The organism is Isoptericola maris, from assembly GCF_048065335.1.
In the GTDB taxonomy this organism is placed as follows: Bacteria; Actinomycetota; Actinomycetes; order Actinomycetales; family Cellulomonadaceae; genus Isoptericola; species Isoptericola rhizosphaerae.
Genome location: NZ_JBLUNY010000003.1, coordinates 131,365 through 149,491 on the forward strand (window position 1 = coordinate 131,365; position 18,127 = coordinate 149,491).

At 74.0% G+C, this 18,127-nt stretch carries 21 protein-coding genes; 19 read left to right on the top strand and 2 right to left on the bottom strand.

What is annotated here, in order from left to right:
• Positions 1–5: 5 nt before the first annotated feature.
• The 17 genes from ACH5HR_RS07260 to ACH5HR_RS07340 all read left to right on the top strand — a co-directional run bounded on the left by ACH5HR_RS07260 (position 6) and on the right by ACH5HR_RS07340 (position 15,043).
• A complete protein-coding gene (locus ACH5HR_RS07260) occupies positions 6–1,163 on the top strand; it encodes a beta-ketoacyl synthase N-terminal-like domain-containing protein (protein WP_402376685.1) in 1,158 nt (385 codons plus the stop codon).
• Positions 1,160–2,032, top strand: coding sequence for a beta-ketoacyl synthase N-terminal-like domain-containing protein (locus ACH5HR_RS07265; RefSeq protein ID WP_416477092.1), 873 nt, complete (start codon positions 1,160–1,162; stop codon positions 2,030–2,032). The genes ACH5HR_RS07260 and ACH5HR_RS07265 overlap by 4 nt, the downstream gene beginning before the upstream one ends.
• On the top strand, positions 2,029–2,877 hold the full coding sequence (locus tag ACH5HR_RS07270) for an SDR family oxidoreductase (protein ID WP_416477094.1): 849 nt from the start codon (positions 2,029–2,031) through the stop codon (positions 2,875–2,877). The genes ACH5HR_RS07265 and ACH5HR_RS07270 overlap by 4 nt, the downstream gene beginning before the upstream one ends.
• A complete protein-coding gene (locus ACH5HR_RS07275) occupies positions 2,874–3,827 on the top strand; it encodes an alpha/beta hydrolase family protein (protein ID WP_402376680.1) in 954 nt (317 codons plus the stop codon). Before ACH5HR_RS07270 ends, ACH5HR_RS07275 begins: the two co-directional genes overlap by 4 nt.
• Complete coding sequence (locus ACH5HR_RS07280; protein ID WP_416477097.1) at positions 3,824–4,120, top strand: hypothetical protein; 297 nt, start codon at positions 3,824–3,826, stop codon at positions 4,118–4,120. The genes ACH5HR_RS07275 and ACH5HR_RS07280 overlap by 4 nt, the downstream gene beginning before the upstream one ends.
• On the top strand, positions 4,117–4,512 hold the full coding sequence (locus ACH5HR_RS07285; RefSeq protein ID WP_402376676.1) for a hypothetical protein: 396 nt from the start codon (positions 4,117–4,119) through the stop codon (positions 4,510–4,512). Before ACH5HR_RS07280 ends, ACH5HR_RS07285 begins: the two co-directional genes overlap by 4 nt.
• Positions 4,512–4,883: a hypothetical protein gene (locus tag ACH5HR_RS07290; RefSeq protein WP_402376674.1), complete on the top strand. Its 372-nt coding sequence runs from the start codon at positions 4,512–4,514 to the stop codon at positions 4,881–4,883. Before ACH5HR_RS07285 ends, ACH5HR_RS07290 begins: the two co-directional genes overlap by 1 nt.
• Before the next feature lie 10 nt (positions 4,884–4,893).
• Entirely contained in the window at positions 4,894–5,943 is a 1,050-nt protein-coding gene (locus tag ACH5HR_RS07295; protein ID WP_402376672.1) for a beta-ketoacyl synthase N-terminal-like domain-containing protein, read from the top strand.
• The gene (locus ACH5HR_RS07300) at positions 5,940–6,836 is read left to right on the top strand and encodes a phosphopantetheine-binding protein (protein ID WP_402376671.1); all 897 of its coding nucleotides are present in this window, start codon (positions 5,940–5,942) and stop codon (positions 6,834–6,836) included. Before ACH5HR_RS07295 ends, ACH5HR_RS07300 begins: the two co-directional genes overlap by 4 nt.
• On the top strand, positions 6,833–7,792 hold the full coding sequence (locus tag ACH5HR_RS07305; protein WP_416477100.1) for an ApeP family dehydratase: 960 nt from the start codon (positions 6,833–6,835) through the stop codon (positions 7,790–7,792). The genes ACH5HR_RS07300 and ACH5HR_RS07305 overlap by 4 nt, the downstream gene beginning before the upstream one ends.
• The gene (gene fabG, locus ACH5HR_RS07310) at positions 7,789–8,526 is read left to right on the top strand and encodes a 3-oxoacyl-[acyl-carrier-protein] reductase (protein WP_402376665.1); all 738 of its coding nucleotides are present in this window, start codon (positions 7,789–7,791) and stop codon (positions 8,524–8,526) included. The genes ACH5HR_RS07305 and fabG overlap by 4 nt, the downstream gene beginning before the upstream one ends.
• Positions 8,523–9,218 carry a DsbA family protein gene (locus tag ACH5HR_RS07315; RefSeq protein ID WP_402376662.1) on the top strand — a complete coding sequence of 232 codons (696 nt, stop codon included), beginning with the start codon at positions 8,523–8,525 and terminating at the stop codon, positions 9,216–9,218. Before fabG ends, ACH5HR_RS07315 begins: the two co-directional genes overlap by 4 nt.
• Positions 9,218–10,093, top strand: a complete 876-nt coding sequence (locus tag ACH5HR_RS07320) for an alpha/beta hydrolase (RefSeq protein ID WP_402376660.1) — start codon at positions 9,218–9,220, stop codon at positions 10,091–10,093. The genes ACH5HR_RS07315 and ACH5HR_RS07320 overlap by 1 nt, the downstream gene beginning before the upstream one ends.
• A complete protein-coding gene (locus tag ACH5HR_RS07325) occupies positions 10,075–11,883 on the top strand; it encodes a cytochrome P450 (protein ID WP_416477103.1) in 1,809 nt (602 codons plus the stop codon). Before ACH5HR_RS07320 ends, ACH5HR_RS07325 begins: the two co-directional genes overlap by 19 nt.
• Positions 11,870–12,070: a hypothetical protein gene (locus ACH5HR_RS07330; RefSeq protein ID WP_402376654.1), complete on the top strand. Its 201-nt coding sequence runs from the start codon at positions 11,870–11,872 to the stop codon at positions 12,068–12,070. The genes ACH5HR_RS07325 and ACH5HR_RS07330 overlap by 14 nt, the downstream gene beginning before the upstream one ends.
• An 86-nt stretch (positions 12,071–12,156) precedes the next feature.
• Complete coding sequence (locus ACH5HR_RS07335; RefSeq protein ID WP_402376651.1) at positions 12,157–12,771, top strand: SRPBCC family protein; 615 nt, start codon at positions 12,157–12,159, stop codon at positions 12,769–12,771.
• Positions 12,772–13,045: 274 nt separating this feature from the next.
• The gene (locus tag ACH5HR_RS07340; RefSeq protein ID WP_416477105.1) at positions 13,046–15,043 is read left to right on the top strand and encodes a thioredoxin domain-containing protein; all 1,998 of its coding nucleotides are present in this window, start codon (positions 13,046–13,048) and stop codon (positions 15,041–15,043) included.
• A gap of 53 nt (positions 15,044–15,096) precedes the next feature.
• Here ACH5HR_RS07340 and ACH5HR_RS07345 read toward each other — a convergent pair whose 3' ends face one another.
• Positions 15,097–15,864 (bottom strand): GH25 family lysozyme, encoded by a 768-nt coding sequence (locus ACH5HR_RS07345; RefSeq protein ID WP_416477107.1) that lies wholly within the window; start codon positions 15,862–15,864, stop codon positions 15,097–15,099.
• A gap of 7 nt (positions 15,865–15,871) precedes the next feature.
• The gene (locus ACH5HR_RS07350; protein WP_416477108.1) at positions 15,872–16,741 is read right to left on the bottom strand and encodes a helix-turn-helix transcriptional regulator; all 870 of its coding nucleotides are present in this window, start codon (positions 16,739–16,741) and stop codon (positions 15,872–15,874) included.
• Positions 16,742–16,844: 103 nt separating this feature from the next.
• On the opposite strand from ACH5HR_RS07350, the gene ACH5HR_RS07355 reads away from it, so the two are divergent.
• Both ACH5HR_RS07355 and ACH5HR_RS07360 read left to right on the top strand, forming a co-directional pair.
• A complete protein-coding gene (locus ACH5HR_RS07355) occupies positions 16,845–17,582 on the top strand; it encodes an SDR family oxidoreductase (protein WP_402376640.1) in 738 nt (245 codons plus the stop codon).
• Between the two features lie 90 nt (positions 17,583–17,672).
• Positions 17,673–18,077, top strand: coding sequence for a DUF3817 domain-containing protein (locus ACH5HR_RS07360; protein WP_402376637.1), 405 nt, complete (start codon positions 17,673–17,675; stop codon positions 18,075–18,077).
• Positions 18,078–18,127: the final 50 nt, after the last annotated feature.

Genomic DNA, 18,127 nt, shown 5'->3' on the forward strand with positions numbered 1-18,127 from the left:
GCACGATGCCCCTCGCCAAGGTCAGCGGGATCGGCGCCGTGTGCCATGCCGGCAGCACGGTCGCCGAGGTGTGGGACGGGATGACCGATGCCGTGGTGGCACCGGTGGAGATCGGTGACGCGCACATGGACGGACCGGTGCGGCTGATCCACCTCGTCGCGGGCAGCACGTCCGAGCGTGACCGGTCGTTCGACGGTCCGGGTCGCTCGCGCGCGGGGCGGCTGGCCGTCCGGGCGGCAGCCGAGGCGGTGCGCGACGCCGGCCCTGGACCGCGACCGGGACGCACCGGGCTGGTCGTCGGGTCGTGCATGGGCAACAGCGGCGAGTCGGAGCGCGTCCGGGAGGGCGCGGCCGAGGAGGCGCCGGAGCTGTACGGCATCGCCGCCGACGTGGCGACCGAGCTGGGGCTCCAGGGGCCCGTCCTCAACGTCGCCAACGCGTGCGCCGCGGGTGCCTACGCCGTCGGCCACGCCGCCGACCTGATCGCGACGGGCGAGTGCGACCGGGTCGTCGTCGTCGGGGTCGAGGCCTACTCGAGGGTGGCTCTCGGGTGCTTCAACCAGATGGCGGCGCTGGACCCCGAGCGCTGCCGCCCCTTCGCCGTGGACCGGGCGGGGACGGCCTTCGGGGAGGGTGCGGGCGCCCTCGTCCTCGACCGGACGGACGGTGCGGCCGCCGGAGCGGCCGGTGACGTGCTGCTCGGCGGCGCAGGATTCAGCTGCGACGCCGGGCACGCGACCGCACCGGCGGCGGACGGCGTGCAGGCGCGGCGCGCGTTCAGCGTCGCGCTCGAGGAGGCGGGCCTCGCCCCGGAGGGAATCGGGCTGGTCGTCCCGCACGGCACGGGGACCACGTTGAACGACCAGGTCGAGGCCGAGCTGCTGCGCGACCTCTGGCCGGAGCCGGCGGACGCGCCACCCGTCTACAGCGCGAAGGCACTCATCGGGCACACGGGCGGTGGCGCCGGTGCGCTCGCCGCCGTGATGGCCGTGCTGTGCCTGCGTGAGGGCAAGGTCCCGGCGAACTGCGACGTCGGGGAGCTCATGCCGCAGATGACGGGATACCTGCACGACGTCCCGTCTCCGGTCGCCGGGGCGGCCGTGGTCAACGCGTACGCCTTCGGTGGCAACAACGCCACCCTCGTCTTCCAGGGGGTCCCATGAGCGTCACAGTGGTCGCACACTCCGTCTGCCTGCCCGAGGACGCTCCGGAGGCACCCCGGATACCGTCCGACGGCGCGTGGTTCGACGTCCGGGAGCACCTCGGCCGCCGCGGGTATCGGCAGCTTCCCCTGCCCGCGCAGCTCGCCCTCGCGGCGGTGCGCCGGCTGAGTCCTCCGGACGGGTCGACGGCGGAGTCCACCGCCGGGGACCGGCTCGGGCTGTGGCTCGGCTCCAGCACGGCCGCCTCGCACTGCCTGGCGGACCTGGACGGCCGGATCCTCTCCGAGGGGACCGAGTCGCTCCCGCCGACCGGGGCGCCGTACTTCTCGGTGAACCTGGTGCCCTCCCGCGCGGCGAACGACCTGGGCGCCACCGGCCCGTCCGTCACCGTGACCAGCACGGGCACCGCGGTGCTGGACGCGATCGCCTGTGCGCGGCGGGCGCTGGCGTTGGGCCGTGTCGACGAGGCGACCGTGGTGGCCGTCGAGGTGCCCGACGGCGGGCAGAGCCGTGGCAGGCCGACGGAGTGCGGCGCGATCGCGCTGCAGCTGCGCACCGGCGGGGCCGGCGGGCACGTGCGCACCGCCTCGGCGTTCGTGGCCGGAGACCCGGCGAGCGCCGCACGCCTGGTGCGGGCGAACCTCGAGCCGACCGCATCCGTCCCGGTGCTGGTCGTCGAGCCGGGCGGATCGTCGTCCGACGGCCCGGGCCCGTTGGCAGGTGCTCTGCGGCTGGTCGAGGCCGTCCGGGACGGCGACGACCTCGCCGTCGTCGTCGCCGACCCGTCGGGGGCCGCCACCGGCGTCGTCGTCGAGCACTCACCGGTCAGTACCCACGAATCCGATCCCGTCAGGAGCATGACCCCATGAGCACAGCAGACGTGGAGACCCGGCCGCGGTCCCGCCCGGCGCAGGGCACCCGGACGGGCGAGTGGGCCGTCGTCCTCGGAGCGTCCAGCGGCATGGGTGCGGCCGTGGCTCGTCGGCTCGCAGCCGACGGCATGTCGATCCTGGGCGTCCACCTGGACACCGCCGTGCGCGCCGAGGAGGCGGCCGGCGTCGTCCGGGACCTGGAGGCGACCGGGGTCGAGGTCCGGTTCGTCAACGCCAACGCGGCGTCGCACACGACGTGCGCGGAGATCGTGAGCGACCTCGCGTCCGCAGGCCCGGTGCGGGTCGGGCTGCTGTTCCACTCGCTGGCCTTCGGCACGCTGCTGCCCTACCTGTCCCGGCCCGGTGAGAGCCGGGAGGACGCCACCCTCCTCACGCCCCGCCAGATGACCATGACGCTGGAGGTGATGGCGCACTCGCTCGTCTGGTGGACCCGTGAGCTGCTCGACGCGGGTCTGCTCGGCCGTGGCAGCCACGTCCTCGCCATGACCAGCGCCGGTGACTCGCGCGTCAGCGCGTCCTACGGTGCTGTCTCCGCGGCCAAGGCGGCGCTGCTCGCGCACGTCCGCCAGCTCGCGGTCGAGGCGGCGCCCTGCGGGGTGGCCGTGAACGCGGTCCGCGCCGGGGTGACCATCACGCCGTCGTTCGACCGCATCCCCGGCAGCGACCGGCTGGCCGCCGTCGCCCGGGCGGCGAACCCGCACGAGCGGCTCACGACGCCCGACGACGTCGCCGAGGTCGTGTCGGCCCTGGTGGCGACCCGCAGCAGCTGGATGACGGGCAACGTCATCGCGGCCGACGGTGGCGAAGGTCTGACGACGTGAGCCGGCCGACCGGCGCGACGGGGCGAACGACAGGCCTGTGGCGCGAAGCGGCAGCGGCCGTGCGGGCCGTCTGGTTCGGCGTCGGCGTCGCCTGGCAGGTGTACCACCCGGCGCCGCGTCCGCTGCAGGAGACCCCCGACGCGCGTGGCCTCGAGTTCGAGAGCTGGAGCTGGCGCACGCATCGCGACCGCCTGGACATCCAGGGCTGGTTCGTCGAGGGGACCGGTCCGGACGCGGTGCTGGTCCAGCACGGCGTGGGACGGTCGCGCTCGGAGACCCTCGCGCACGTCGAGCTCCTGCACCGTGCGGGGTTCCACGTGCTGACCGTCGACATGCGCAACCACGGCGAGAGCGGACGCTGCCGCAGCGTGACCGGGATGTCCTCGCGCTACACCTCGGACCTGCTCGACGCCCTGGGCCAGCTGCGCAGCGACCCGCGCGTGAGCGGGACGCTCGGATGCCTCTCGATGTCGTTCTCCACCTGGCCCGCGGTGTGCGCTGCCGCCACGACGAGCGCCGAGCACCTCGGGCTCCGCGCGGTGGTCTGCGACAGCGGGCCGGTCGTCGACATCCGGCGTGCCATCGCCCGGTTCGCGGCGGCCCTCGCCTGGCGCGACGAGCGGATCTCGACACCGGCGGCCCGTCGCATCGTCGGCAGGGTCGCGCCGGCAGTCGCCGCGGGCATCCTGGCGGTGCGGCGGTGGCCGCGGTCCGGCTGCCGCCTGCCGGTGCTCCTCGTCGCGGGCGGGCGCGACCGGCTCCTGCCCGCCGACGAGGTGACGGCGATGACCCCCCACCTGGAGGACGTCCGCACCTGGGTGCTGCCCCGGGCCGCGCACCTCGGTGCGCTGTCGGCGGACCCGTCCGGCTACGTCGAGCACGTCGTGGGCTTCCTCGACGAGCACCTGCGTGACGGCGTCGACCACGAGGCGAGGGCGGTCACGACATGACGCCGTGGTTGTTCCTCCTCAGCAGTCCCGAGCAGGCCGGCGCCGAGCCGCTGCCCGAGCTCCTGGCGCGGTCCGGGCACCCGGTGGTGGCGGTGGCCACCGACGACTTCGTCGTCGACGCGGTGCACGGACGCGCGGACGCTCTGCGCGAGTGCGGGGTCGAGGTGCTCTTCGACGACGCCGCGCTCGTGCGGCGCGGCCTGCGCGACCGGGTCGCCCCCGCGGCGCGGCTCACCCACCACGACATCGCCGCACGTGCTCTCGACGGACGGACGCGGGTGGTGTGGCGATGAGGTCTCGCGACATCCTGGTCACCCTGCTGGGCTCTCCGCACGAGTCCGACGCCCTCGGTACGGCCCTCTCGCTCGCCTCGGCGATGCTCGACCAGGGCGCTGCCGTGGGCGTGTGGGCGTGCGGCAACGCGACCCTGATCAGCCAGTCGGGCCTCGAACGTGACAAGCCCCGGAACGTCTTCGCCCGTGACGTCGACTACCCGACGAGCGCCCTGTTCGTCGAGGAGCTGCTCGCGCGGCACCCGGGACGGCTGGACTGGGCGGTGTGCCACTTCTGCAGCCACGAGCGGGGCGCGACGGAGCACATCGACGGGGTCCGGACCCGGCCCGCGATGTTCTACCCCCGGTTCGTCGGCGCAGCTGGCCGGACGATCACGGTCGGGAGGCTGTGATGCCGTCCGTCCTCGTCATCGTCGACCGACCGTTCCGTGGTGCGCTGGAACGGCAGTTCGCCGACTCCGTGCACCTCGCACGGGTCGCAGCGCTCCAGTTCGGCAGGGCGTCGATCCTGCTGACCGGTCAGGGCGTCCTGCTCGGCGCCGCGGCGGTGGCTGCCCCGGCCGCCCCTGACGAGCACGTGCCGGGAGCCCTTGCGGGTGCGCAGAGCCTCCTCGCCGCGGCGCGCGACCTGACGGTCCTCGCGGACGCGCGAGCGACAGAGCAGCACGGCGTCACCGAGGCCGTCGCCGAGCTTTTCGAGGTCGCGTCGCCCCAGCGGGTGCTCGAGGCGCTCACCACCCACGACCACGTCTGGTACGCCTAGGAGGCACGGCATGCACACACCACTGGCCGAGATCACGGCTGCGAGCCTCGTGCTCAACCAGCAAGAACCTGCCGACCTGCTCGCGCCCGGCGGGCACGGGACGGCCCGGGGGAGCGGCGTCGACTTCGACATCAGGCGTGACCTCGGGCGCAAGGGCACCCGCACCCTGGACCGGGCAGCCGGGCTCGCGATGCACGCGGTGGGGCGCCTGCCCGGGATGGACGCCGGACCGGGGGACGAGACGCCGGACCTGCCCGACGTCGGCATCGTCCTCGCGACCACCATGGGCAGCATCCAGTCGACGATGGACTTCACGAGGGACTCGTTCACCGGCGTCCGCCCGTTCCACGTCGACCCGGCACGATTCCCCAACACGGTGATGAACTTCGCCGCCGGCCAGTGCGCCATCCGCTACCGGATCCAGGGCCCCAACGCGACGGTCACGACGGGGCACGTCGGCTCGTTCACCGCTCTCGCCTACGCCGTGCGGCTGCTGCACAGCGGCCATGCGCGGCGGATGATCGTCGGGGCGAGCGAGGAGCTGTCGACCGCCCGCGCCCGGCTCGAGCAGGTGTGGGGAGGGAGCACGACGCTCGGGGAGGGGGCCGCGGCCGTGCTCGTCGAGCCGCGAGGTGCCGGCGAGGAGCCGGTCGGCGAGATCCTCGGCCTGGACTCGGCACTGGCGATCGACCCGGAGTCGACCGAGTCCGTGCTGCACCAGCTCTTCGAGCGTGTCCTGGGCGGGTCGGAGCCGACCGCCGCGAACCGTCCCCACGTCCGCGTCGTCGCACCCGGCGATGCCGGCCCCGACTCCGCCGAGACGCGCGCCGCGGCACGCCTCCTCGGCGCGGAAGAGTTCCGGACGGTCTCCGTGGTCGACGCCGCCGCGCACACCGGTGACGTCGGCTCCGCGTCCGGGCTCGTGCAGCTCCAGGCGGCGCTCGCCGCCCTCCGGGCCGCCGGCGCGGACGCGCCGCAGGACTGTGCCCTGATCTCCGGCACCGACCGGGAGGGCGCCGTCCACGTCGCGCTCGTGCGCCTTCCGCAGGACGCACCGTGAGGGACCGGACCGTCGTGCTGACGTGCGGGACGGACGTCGAGCCCGGCACCGAGGCCGCGGCGGCTCGGGCGATGGCCGTGCGGGCCGTCCGCACCCTGACCGGCAGCCTGGCCCCGGTGCAGCTGCGCTCGCGGACGGGCCGTCGCCCGCTGGGCAGCCAGGCCGGCGAGCGCGTGTGGGTCTCGTGGGCGCACTCGCGGGCGGTCGTCGCGGCGGCGGCGTCGACCCGGCCCGTGGGGGTCGACGTCGAGACGTGCCGTCCGCTGCGGGAGCGCGAGGCCCTTGCCGAACGTCTGCGCATGGTCGGCCTCGGTGGCCCGGACGACGAGTCCTGCGCCGTCATCGAACGCTGGTGCGCCCTGGAGTCGGCGCTCAAGGCGCTCGGCGTGGGGTTCGCCCTGCCGTTGCGCCGGATCGCGTTCCGCGACGAGGTCCTGGAGCTCGACGGGCGGCCGACGGCGCTGCGGCGCACCGGGATCACCGCCGGTCTCGGGCCGGTCCACCACGCGTCGGTCGTGCACCAGCGCGCGCCCGCTGATCTTGTCCACGTCGTGGCGCGGTCCGCCGGACCGCTGCCCTTTCACCAGCTCGACGGCGCCCGCCCGGGCGTCTTCTCACCACCACCCCACCAGGAGGAAGTCATGGCGGCTGTGCTCGACAAGGAAGAGCTCCGGAATCTCGTCGCGGACACGATCGATCAGGACGTGGAGGACGTGACGGACGACGCGAGCTTCGTGGACGACCTCGACGTGGACTCGCTGATGGCGCTCGAGGTGACGATGGTGCTGGAGCGTCGGTACAAGGTGAAGCTCAAGGAGGAGAGGCTGCCCGAGGTCACCTCCCTGCAGGCCGCCTACGACCTGCTGAGCGACGAGCTGAAGACGGCCTCGTGACGGCCGGAGCTGCTCGGACCGCCGAGCTGACGGCCGACGTCCGGCCCGCGGCCACCCGCCTCGCGGGCGCGCACCTGTCCTGCGAGGCGGCGGCGGGTCCCGGCACGGTCCGGTTCTCGGCCGTGCTGCCCGTGGGCACCCCGGCCCTGAGCGGCCACTACCCCGGCTATCCCATCGTCCCGGGGGTGTTCCTCGTGGAGATCGCGGCGGCGGCGGAGGCGCGCCACCGGGAGGTGCTCGAGCTGGGGGACCGGTGGGCCGGCGTGCGTTCGGTCCGGTTCCGAGAGCCCGTGTTCCCCGGCCAGCGGATCCTCCTCGAGCGCACCGAGCGGCGCGGCCTCCCGCGCTACACGCTGTCCCACGAGGACGGCGCCGTCATCGTCGTCGTCGACCTCGAGGTCAGGGGGCAGGGCCGGGAGCCGGAGCCGCTGGGCGCGGCGGTACCCGCCGCCGTGCCCTCTGCGGGCGCCGGTGAGCACCCGCGGCCGGAGCAGGTGCTGCCGCACCGCCCGCCCATGCTGCTGCTGGACCGCGTCGAGTCGGTCGAACCGACGGTCTCCCTCACGGCGACCTACACCGTGACGGCCGGGGCGGGCGGAGTGGTCGACGCGGGCGGTGCGGAGCAGCTCCCGTGGCCGCTCGTGCTCGAGTCGTGGGCGCAGGCGGCCGCCATGCTCACGACGTGGGACGACCCGACGCCGGACGTCCGGACCGGCTCCGTGCTGCTGTTCGGCGGAGCGCGCGACGTCCGGTTCGGCGCCGCTCCTCGACCGTCCGCGACGCTCGTGCACGAGGTGCGCCTGGTGGCCGACGCGGGCGGAGCGGCCGTGCTCGCCGGGAGCAGCCGGTGCGACGACCAGCACGTGCTCGAGGTCGGCCAGCTGACCATCGGACGCCGGCCGGCGTCCTCCTTGCCGGACCCTGACCAGACCCGACACCAGGAGGTGGATCGATGACCGACCCCGTTGCTCTCGTCACCGGAGGATCGCGCGGTATCGGCGCAGCCGTCGCCCTGCGGCTCGCTGCCGACGGCCACGACGTGGCGTTCACCTACGCCAGCCGGCACGAGGAGGCCGAGAAGATCGCCGCCGGTGTGGAGGCCGCCGGGCAGAGATGTCTCGCAGCGGCCGTGGACGCCACGTCCCTCGACCAGACCCAGGGCTTCGTCGATCGGGTCGAGACCGAGCTCGGCCCGATCGAGGCGCTCGTCTGCTCGGCCGGCATCACGCGGGACCGGCCGTTGGCGCTCATGTCGGAGGACGAGTGGGGGCAGGTGGTCGACATCAACCTCAACGGCACGTTCACGGCGTGCCGTTCCGTCGCGTACTCCTTCATGAAGCGCCGGCAGGGCGCGATCGTCCTGCTCAGCTCGGTGGCCGGCGTGTACGGCAACGCCGGCCAGACCAACTACTCGGCCAGCAAGGCGGGGATCATCGGCCTCGGCCGCTCGCTCTCCAAGGAGCTCGCACCCCGGGGGGTGCGGGTGAACGTCGTCGCACCGGGCTTCATCGAGACGGACATGACGGCGGTCCTGACCGAGAAGATGCGCGACCAGGTGCGCAAGAACATCCCCTCCGGGCGGTTCGGGACCGCGGACGAGGTGGCGGACACGACCGCCTTCCTGCTGTCCGACCGTGCGGCGTACATCACGGGACAGGTCCTCGGCGTCGACGGCGGGCTCTCGCTGTGAGCGCGGCCCCGAGCTGGTACCTGTCGCTGCGCAGCCCGTACAGCTGGCTCGCCGTGCGCCTCGCCGAACGGCACTGGCCGCGACTGTGGCAGGACGCCGAGCTGCGAGTCTTCTTCGAGCCGGGTGAGGCCATGGCCGACCAGGTGCGGGACCGCCGCCTGGAGTTCCCGTACGTCGCCATGTCGCGGGCCAAGCACCTCTACATCCTGCGGGACGTCCGGCGGTGCGCGGCCGGGCTGGGCCTCGCACCGACCTGGCCGGTGGACCGGGACCCCCGGTGGGAGGTCCCGAGCCTGCCGGTGGTCGCAGCCCTGCGGCAAGACCCAGCCCTGGGCCGAGCGTTCGCCGTCGACCTCACCGCCGCGCGCTGGGAACGGGCCGAGGACATCCTGGACCGGTCGGTCGTGGCAGGGTGCGCCCGGCGGGTGGGTCTGGACCCGGCCATCGCCGACGCCGCCGACGACCCGCAGGTGCGGTCGTGGGCGGGTGAGGAGCTGGAGCAGGTCCAACGGCACGGAGTCTTCGGCGTCCCGATGGTCGTCGTCGGGCGGGAGCCCTACTGGGGGATCGACCGGCTCGGTCTCGCCGCTGCCGCGCACGACGGCGTCGCCCCGCCCTCGGGTGCGGAGGCCTTCGCTGCCGGCGTCCGCGTGCCGGACCTCGGCGGCGACCACGCCGGGGGGTGCGGCTGATGGCATGGCCCCTGGCACGTCGTGTCGGCCGGACGATCGCGACGCGGCTCTACTCACCCCCGCGCCGGGGGCACCACCGCCGGCCGACGGACCTCGGGCTGGAGTTCTCGGAGTCGGTCCGGCGGACGGCCGACGGCGTCGACCTGCACCTGTGGGTGCTCGAACCGCCGACGCGGGCGAGCTCCGGGACTGCGATCGTCGGGCACGGGATCGGGCTGACGAAGTCCGCCAGCCTGCGCCAGGCGGCGCTGCTGCACGAGGCCGGCTACGGCGTCGTCATGTACGACCACCGCAACCACGGCCGGTCCGGCCGGGACGCCGTCCGACCGGGGATGGCCGACCGTTTCACCCTGGACATCCAGGCCGCGGCGACGTTCGCGAGCGAACGCTTCCAGGACGACGGGCCGGTGCTGGCGTACGGGTTCTCCTTCAGCTCGTTCCCGAGCGTCTACGCGTTGCGGGACACCGCGGGGATCGGCGCGGTGGTGTGCGACAGTGGCCCGGTCGCCGACATCGCGCACCTGCTCGGCGGGTTCGCCGAGGCCGGGGCGCTGCCTCTGCCACCGTGGTTGCTGGGCACGCCCTGGGGTCGTGAGGTCGTGGCGGCGTGCGCTGCTCGGGCGGTCGAGCTGCTCGACGCCGAGTGGCCGCCCCCCGCGTCCCAGGGCTCGCTCGACCGCACCCCGATGCTGTTCATCGTCGGGGCCGACGACGCGATGGTGTCGGCGGACCAGGTTCAGGCCGTGGCCGCCCTCTACGACCAGGCGCGCTGCGTGGTGCTCGACGGCGCCCACCTGGACTGCGTCAAACGGGACCCGGAGGCGTACCGCGCCACCTTGGAGGGGTTCCTCGAGTCGTGGGAACCGGCGAGATGACCGTCCTGGCGCCGTCCGACGTCGACCTCTTCAGCGACGCGGTCCTCCAGGACCCCTACCCGGTGCTGCGCGAGCTGCGCGGACTCGGCCCGGCGGTGCACCTGCCCCGGCACGACGTGTGGTTCGTCGGGCGGTACGTGGACGTGAAGGCGTGCCTGGCGGACCCGGGGACCTTCTCGGCACATCTCGGTGTCGGGGTCTCGACAGAGTTCAACCGGCTGTCGCAAGGCACCGCGATCCTCACCTCGGAGGGTGAGCGGCACAGGCTGCTGCGCGAGATCCTCATGCGCGACCTGAACACGCCGCGCCTGCGTGCCGTGCAGGGTCAGGTCGACGACGAGGCCGCACGACTGGTGGCCGGCCTCGTGGCGCGAGGCCGGTTCGACGCGGTGACCGACCTCGCGCGGGTGTTCCCGCTCAGCGTCGTGTGCGCGTTCCTGGGTCTCCCGCTCCAGGACCGGGGAGAGGTCCTGCGGCTGGCCGACGCGGGGATCAACAGCTTCGGCCCGATCAACGAGCGCACCCTGCGAGCGTTCCCGCAGTATCACGAGCTCCTGCGCTACCTGTCGACCGTCGCCGTGCCCCCGTTCCTGCTGCCCGGCGGGGCCGGCGAGACGTTCTACGCCGCCGTCGACGCGGGCGAGATCGACCGGGCGACCGCAGCCGGTCTCGTCTCGACCTATCTGGTGGCAGGCATCGACACGACGATCAACTCGGTGAGCAACGCCCTCCACCGGCTCGGTGCACACCCGGAGCAGTGGCAGCTTCTGCGTGCGGACCCGGACCGGTGGGTCCCGAGGGCGGTGCGTGAGGTCCTTCGCCACGACCCGCCGGTGCAGATGATGACCAGGACGGTGGTGCGGGACGTGAAGATCGGTGCGGTGCACGTGCCTGCCGGCGACCGCGTCCTGCTCTCCTACGCGTCCGCCTGCCGTGACGAGAGGAAGTACGAGGACCCGGACCGGTTCGACATCGAACGGGACCCCCGGGACCACCTGGCGCTCGGGCACGGTGTGCACAACTGCGTGGGCAGCGGGCTGGCGCGCCTGGAGGCGCACGCGGTCCTGCGCGCGTTCGCCCGTCAGGTCGACACCTTCACCTGCGGCGCGCCGCGGCGTCACCTCAACAACGTGGTGCGCGGCCTCGACTCCCTCCCCGTGGAGATCACCGCCGTCGGACGCTCCGCCGCCTCACCGCCGGGAGACCGCGAGGGGGGTGTGCCATCCACGTTCGGCGGCCAGGAACCCGGCCTCGAAGCGGGAGCTTGCCCCGAGCTCGTCCATGAGCTGGCGGACGTAGCGGCGGAACGTCCGCAGGGACACGCCGAGCGTGCGTGCCGCGACGGCGTCGGTGTCCCCGGAGACGAGGAGCGCCAGCACCTGCCGGCGCTGATGCGCGGTGAGCCAGGCGGGCGGGGTGTCGGACGCGGCGCCCTTGGGGGCGTAGCTCCGGCTCCAGTAGGCGAGGGCGAGCTGGGCGAAGGCGGAGCAGACGTGTGCCCCTTTCAGGACGACGCCGAGCTCGTCGGTGTCGACGGGACGCACGAGCGCGACCCGGCGGTCCACGACGAGCAGGGTGATCGACGGCGCGTGCATCGCGATCCGTACGTGGATGCCGCAGCGCCGCATGGTGTCCAGGGTCGCCACGGTGCTGGGGCGCTTGAGGTCGTGCGGGCTCAGCAGGAGCGTCACGTGGACGCCGCGGGCGGCGGCCGACAGGAGCTCGCGGGCGATCGCGACACGCGACTCGGTGGCGGCCAGCGAGACGGTGGCCACCATGACGATCGATGACGTCGCGCCGGCGATCTCCTCGATCGCCAGCGCGTCCAGCTCCCGGACGCAGGTCGTCCGCAGCGGCGAGTCGTCGACGCGTGCGCAGGCGCGGTCGATCTCCTGCGACAGCTCGATCGTCTTCTGCCGCAGACGCCGGAGATCGTCGTCGTCCGAGATCACCGGAGGGGGCGCTGCGAGCGATTGATCCGTATTCATTATTCTCCCCGCGAGTGACTACATAACCCCAGATTCGCGCCTATCCGATTGGCATGAAGATTGTATCCTGCGATCGTGCGAACCATCCGAGGACGCTCCAACGATCCTGCGGCCAAACTTTCCCGCACCCCGTGGAGCTGGGGCGCCTCGGCAGCCGAGAGGGCGGACCGATATGCGTGCGACGGCCTGTCCGCCCCGCAGGACGTCCGGCTGCTCCGGGCCGTCTCGGTCGACGCGGCCCCGGAGGCGGTGTGGTCCTGGCTGGGCAACCTGCGGGTCGCTCCCTACAGCTATGACTGGGCGGACAACCTCGGACGCCGCAGCCCACGCCGGCTGCGGTCCGACCTGCCGCCGCTGGCGGTCGGTCAGCGGGTGATGACGATCTTCACCGCCGAGCACGTCGAACCCGGGTCGGATCTGTCGCTCCGCCTGCACCAGGGGCCCGGGCTGGCGCTGTTCGGCCAGGTCAGGGTCACGTACGCCGTCCGCCCGGACGGGGACGGCAGCCGGCTCGTCGCCGTGCTCCGGCTCGCCGGAGGCGGCGGCCCGCTGGGTTCGCTCCGCCGGACGCTGCTCGCGTGGGGAGATCTGCTGATGATGCGCAAGCAGCTGCTCACGCTGCGGGACCTGGCCGAGGGCCGGTGGGACCCGCACCGGCCCTCCCGTCGACGCTCGCGTCGTCGTCGCTGACCCGTCAGCGTGCCCGGCTCGGCGCCGGACACCGCGCGGACGCTCTGTGCCCGGTACGGGAAGTTCGCGCGGAAGAGCCATTTCCGGGAGCGCTCCCGCCCTTTTGCGAAGTGGCAGCGGCCAGGGGGTCCGGAGGGTCGCCACAAATGTCGCACGGTACGGCGGACATCCTCTCCCGTCGCGCGGCGATCCGCACGCGGAAGCCGGGCCGTCTCATGCGATCCGCGACCGATCGTCGAAGTAGCCGTGCCAGGGCTGTGCCAGGCTGGTGGGCATGGCCGACCGCTTGCGCACCGCCACCTCCCCGTACCTGCGCCAGCACGCGGACAACCCCGTCGACTGGTGGCAGTGGGGCGAGGACGCCTTCGCCGAGGCCCGCCGACGCGGCGTGCCGGTGCTGCTCTCCGTCGGGTACGCCGCGTGCCACTGGTGCCACGTCATGGCGCACGAGTCCTTCGAGGACGACGGCGTCGCGCAGGTGATCAACGACGCGTTCGTACCGATCAAGGTGGACCGGGAGGAGCGCCCCGACGTCGACGCGGTCTACATGACCGCCACGCAGGCCCTGACCGGCCAGGGCGGCTGGCCCATGACGGCGTTCCTCACCCCGGACGGCGAGGCGTTCCACTGCGGCACCTACTTCCCTCGCGAGCACTTCCTCGGGGTGCTCGGCGCGGTCCGCGACGCCTGGACCGACCGGCGTGACGCCGTCGTGCAGCACGGTTCCGCCGTGACGGAGGCGATCGCCCGGACGACCGGGCCGCTGCCGGGGGCGCCGCTGGACGACGAGGCGCTCGCCGGAGCGGTGTCCGCCGTCGCGCGCGACGCGGACCGGGTGCACGGCGGGTTCGGCGGGGCGCCGAAGTTCCCGCCCTCGATGACGCTCGAGCACCTGCTGCGCCACCACGCCCGCACCGGCGACGCCGCGGCGTCGGCCCTGGTCGAGCGCACGTGCGAGGCGATGGCGCGCGGCGGGATCTACGACCAGCTCGGCGGCGGGTTCGCGCGCTACTCCGTGGACGCGCGCTGGGTGGTGCCGCACTTCGAGAAGATGCTCTACGACAACGCCCAGCTGCTGCGCGTGTACGCGCACCTGTGTCGGGCGACCGGCGCGCCGCTCGCCGAGCGGGTGGTGCGCGAGACCGCGGAGTTCCTCCTGCGCGACCTGCGCACGCCCGAGGGCGGGTTCGCCTCCGCGCTCGACGCCGACACCGACGGGACCGAGGGCCTGACCTACGCCTGGACGCCCGCACAGCTCCGTGACGTGCTCGGGGACGACGACGGCACGCGGGCCGCCGAGGTCCTCGCGGTCACCGAGGCGGGGACCTTCGAGCACGGGTCCTCGACGTTGCAGCTGCCCGAGGATCCGGAGCCCGCGTGGTGGGGTCCGGTGCGTGCCCGGCTGCTGGCCGCCCGGGACGCGCGCCCTCAGCCCGCCCGCGACGACAAGGTCGTCACCGCGTGGAACGGCCTGGCGGTCGCGGCGCTGGCCGACGCGGGAGCACTGTTCGAGCGGGACGACTGGGTGGCCGCCGCACGCCGGTGCGCGGAGCTGCTGCTCGACCGGCACGTCGTCGACGGGCGGCTGCGGCGTGCCTCGCGGGACGGCGTCGTCGGCACGCCGGCCGGGGTGGCGGCCGACCACGGTGACCTCGCCGAGGGTCTGCTCGCGCTGCACCAGGCCACCGGCGAGGCCCGCTGGCTCACCGCCGCCGGTGACGTGCTCGACGTCGCGCTGGAGCACTTCGCCGACGCCTCCGGGCAGGGCGGCTTCTACGACGTGGCCGACGACGCGGAGCGGCTCGTGGTGCGCCCGCGCGATCCCAGCGACGGGCCCGAGCCGTCCGGGCAGTCGGCCCTCGCCGCGGCGCTCGTGACGTACGCGGCACTGACCGGTTCGGCGCGGCACCGCGGGGCTGCGGAGTCCGCCGTGGCTGCGTCCGGGGCGCTCGCCCGCCAGGCTCCGCGGTTCGCCGGCTGGGCGCTCGCCGCGGCCGAGGCCCTGGCCGCCGGGCCTCTGCAGGTCGCGGTGGTGGGCAGCGGCCCCGGTGCGGCCGACCTCGCGCGCACCGCACGTCGCACGCCCGCCGCGGGCGCCGTCGTCGTGCACGGACCGCCGGACGCCGACGGCGTGCCGCTGCTCGCGGACCGACCCCTCGTGGCCGGCGGGCCGGCCGCCTACGTGTGCCGCGGGTTCGTCTGCGACCGCCCCGTGACGACGACGGCGGAGCTGGCGGCCGCGCTCGGCACACCGACCGGCACCGCGAGGTAGAGCCTCCGGTACTCCGGAAGAGCACCCCGCGCACTTCTCGACGACACGAGGCTCTACTTCGCGGAACCGTTGCCGGGGAGGGTCATGGCGCGCAGGTCCTCGAGAGTGCCGTCGAACACGTTCATGTCGATGTGCTCCTCCTCGCCCGCGTAGCCGTGCAGGGTGTCGCGGTCGGAGTACTGCCAGAACTCCCACTCCTGCCGGGGCACCTCCGGGGAGAGCACGACCGACCGGATCCACAAGGGGTAACGGTCGTACTCCGCGCCCAGGTAGACCTCTCGCATCTCCTGGGTCGTGTAGATGGTCGGCGGGGCGCCGTAGTGCGCCTCGAGCGCCTCGAGCATCGGGTCGAGGATGCCGCGCAGCTCGGTCACCGACGGGGGGTCCGCTGCGAAGTCGCCGTAGTACTCGACGTCCACGACCGGCGCCAGGGCACCCGTGGTCGCCGGCACCTGCCCGATCAGGTGCGCCGCCTGGTCCTCGCCCGGGCTCTCGAAGCTGAGGAAGTGGTAGGCGCCCACCAGGAGGTCCGTCTCCCGCGCGCCGGCCCAGTTCGCGGCGAACCGCTCGTCCACGTGGCTCGACCCCTCGGTCGCCTTGATGAACGCGAAGTCGAGGTCCTGACCGGCCAGCACCGGCCAGTCGATCTCACCCTGGTAGGCGGACACGTCCACCCCGCGGACGTCGTAGTCGTCCGTGGCGAGCCGGTTCGGCCACAGGACGCCCTCCCAGACCAGGGCGGCCACGACGGCGACCGCCAGTACGCCCGCGCCCAGGGCACCCAGGGCCCACCACCGGCGTCGTCCCCTGCGCTCGCTCACCGGTCGATCATGGCAGACGGTCCGACGGCGGCCGGCCCGGCAGGGCCGAGACCTCCGAGGCGCCGCGGGTGGCGGCGAGCGACCCCAGCAACCGCAGGGCCGCCGAGCTCGACCCGTCGTGGGCGTGGTAGACCACGAGCTGCTGACCGGGGCTCGAAGGGACGTCGAAGGTCTGCATCCGCAGCGTGAGCCCGCCGACGTCCGGGTGGTGGAACCGCTTGCTGCCGTGCCCCTTGCCGCGCGCGTCGTGGCGTGCCCACCGGTCGGCGAACTCGGTGCTCTGCGCGGTCACGGTGCGCAGCACCTCGCGGATCCGGGGGTCGTGGGGGAAGGCTCCGTGCAGGAGCCGGAAGCCCGCGACCGTCGAGCTCGCCACCTCGTCCCAGTCCGGGTAGAACGTGCGTGCCGCGGGATCGAGGAACACCGTGAGGACCAGGTTCACGCCGTCGTCGAAGCCGTCGAACAGCGCGCCGGCCAGGGCGTTGGTGGCCAGCACGTCGTAGGCGCGGCCGACGACGAGCGCGGGAGTGTCCGGCCACCGGTCCAGCAGGTCGGCCAGCCCGGCGTCGATCTGCTCGGGCAGCGTCACCCGCCCCGGTGCGGGGGCAAGACCGGCGATCCGGTACAGGTGCAGGCGGGCGTCGTCGTCGAGCTGCAGCACCTGGCTCAGCGCGTCCAGCACCTGCGCCGACGGATGGCGTTCCCGGCCCTGCTCGAGCCGGACGTAGTAGTCGACGCTCATCCCGGCCAGCATCGCGACCTCCTCGCGCCGCAGACCTGGCACGCGGCGCACCCCCACGACCGGCACCCCGGCCTCGCGGGGGGTCACGCGGGCGCGCCGGCCGCGGAGGAAGTCGCCGAGCGGTGTCGAGGCCATGGTCCCGATGCTAGGTCGCGGCGGACTCGCGAGGGAGGGTGCGCCGCTCCCAGGCGCGGGGCGGCCTTCCTCGGACCGCGACCCGGCGCGCAGGGTCGATGTCATGACACACAGCACTACACCCCGCACAGTCCTGGTCACCGGCGCGAGCAGCGGGATCGGCGAGGCGACCGCCCGCCGGCTCGCCGCCGAGGGCCATCACGTGATCCTGACCGCTCGCCGGGTCGACCGCCTCCGGGCCGCCGTCGGCGAGCTCCGCGACGCCGGACACAGTGCCGAGGCCCGCGAGCTCGACGTGAGCGACCGCGACGCGGTCACCGCCGTGGTGGACGCCGTCGTGGCGGAGCACGGGCGCCTCGACGTGCTCGTCGGCAACGCCGGCGTCATGCTGCTCTCCCGGCTCGACGCCCTGCTGGTCGACGAGTGGGACCGCATGCTCGACGTCAACCTCCGCGGCCTGCTCCACGGCATCGCGGCCGTCCTGCCGCACTTCCGCGCGCAGGGCGGCGGCCACGTCGTGACCGTGGCGTCGATCGGCGCCCACGAGGTCGTCCCGACGTCGGCCGTCTACTCCGCCACCAAGTACGCCGCCTGGGCGCTCACCGAGGGCCTGCGCCAGGAGTCCGACCCGAGCATCCGGGTGACGACGATCTCGCCCGGCGTCGTGGAGAGCGAGCTGGCGGGCCACATCACCGACCCGACCGCGTCGGCCGCCATGGAGGCCTACCGCGCGGCCAGCATCCCGCCGGACGCCGTGGCCCGCGCCGTCGGCTTCGCGATCGAGCAACCGGCCGACGTGGACGTCAACGAGATCGTCGTGCGGCCCGCGGCGCAGCGCTGAGCAGCACCGAGCAGCACCGATCCGCGGGAACCCGGACGGCGGGCGAGGCGTTGGACCGGACGACCCCGCCCGTCCCGGAAGGACCCCCGCATGCCCGCGCCCGACACCCTCACCCCCGCGGACCGCACCGCCACGGCACGACCCGGCGCCAAGCCGCAGCTCTCCGGGCTCGGCCGGCTCTACGCCGTCGTCGCCTGGATCGAGGCCTTCACCTGGGCCGGCCTGATCGTCGGGATGGTCCTCAAGTACGTCACGGAGACCACCGAGGCGGGGGTGTGGCTGTTCGGGCGGCTGCACGGCGGGGCGTTCGTGGCCTACGTCGTCGTCGCGCTGATCGTCGCCCTCAAGCACCGCTGGGGGCTGTGGCGCACGTTCGTGGCGCTCGCGGCCGCCGTCCCGCCGCTCACCACGGTGGTCGTCGAGTGGTGGCTGCGGCGCACCGGGCACCTCTCGGAGCCGGCGCAGATCCCCGGGTCCCCGGAGCGTCGCCCGTAGTTTCCCCGATCGTTACCCGCCCGGTGCCCGCGCGGGGGCGGCGCTGGCTA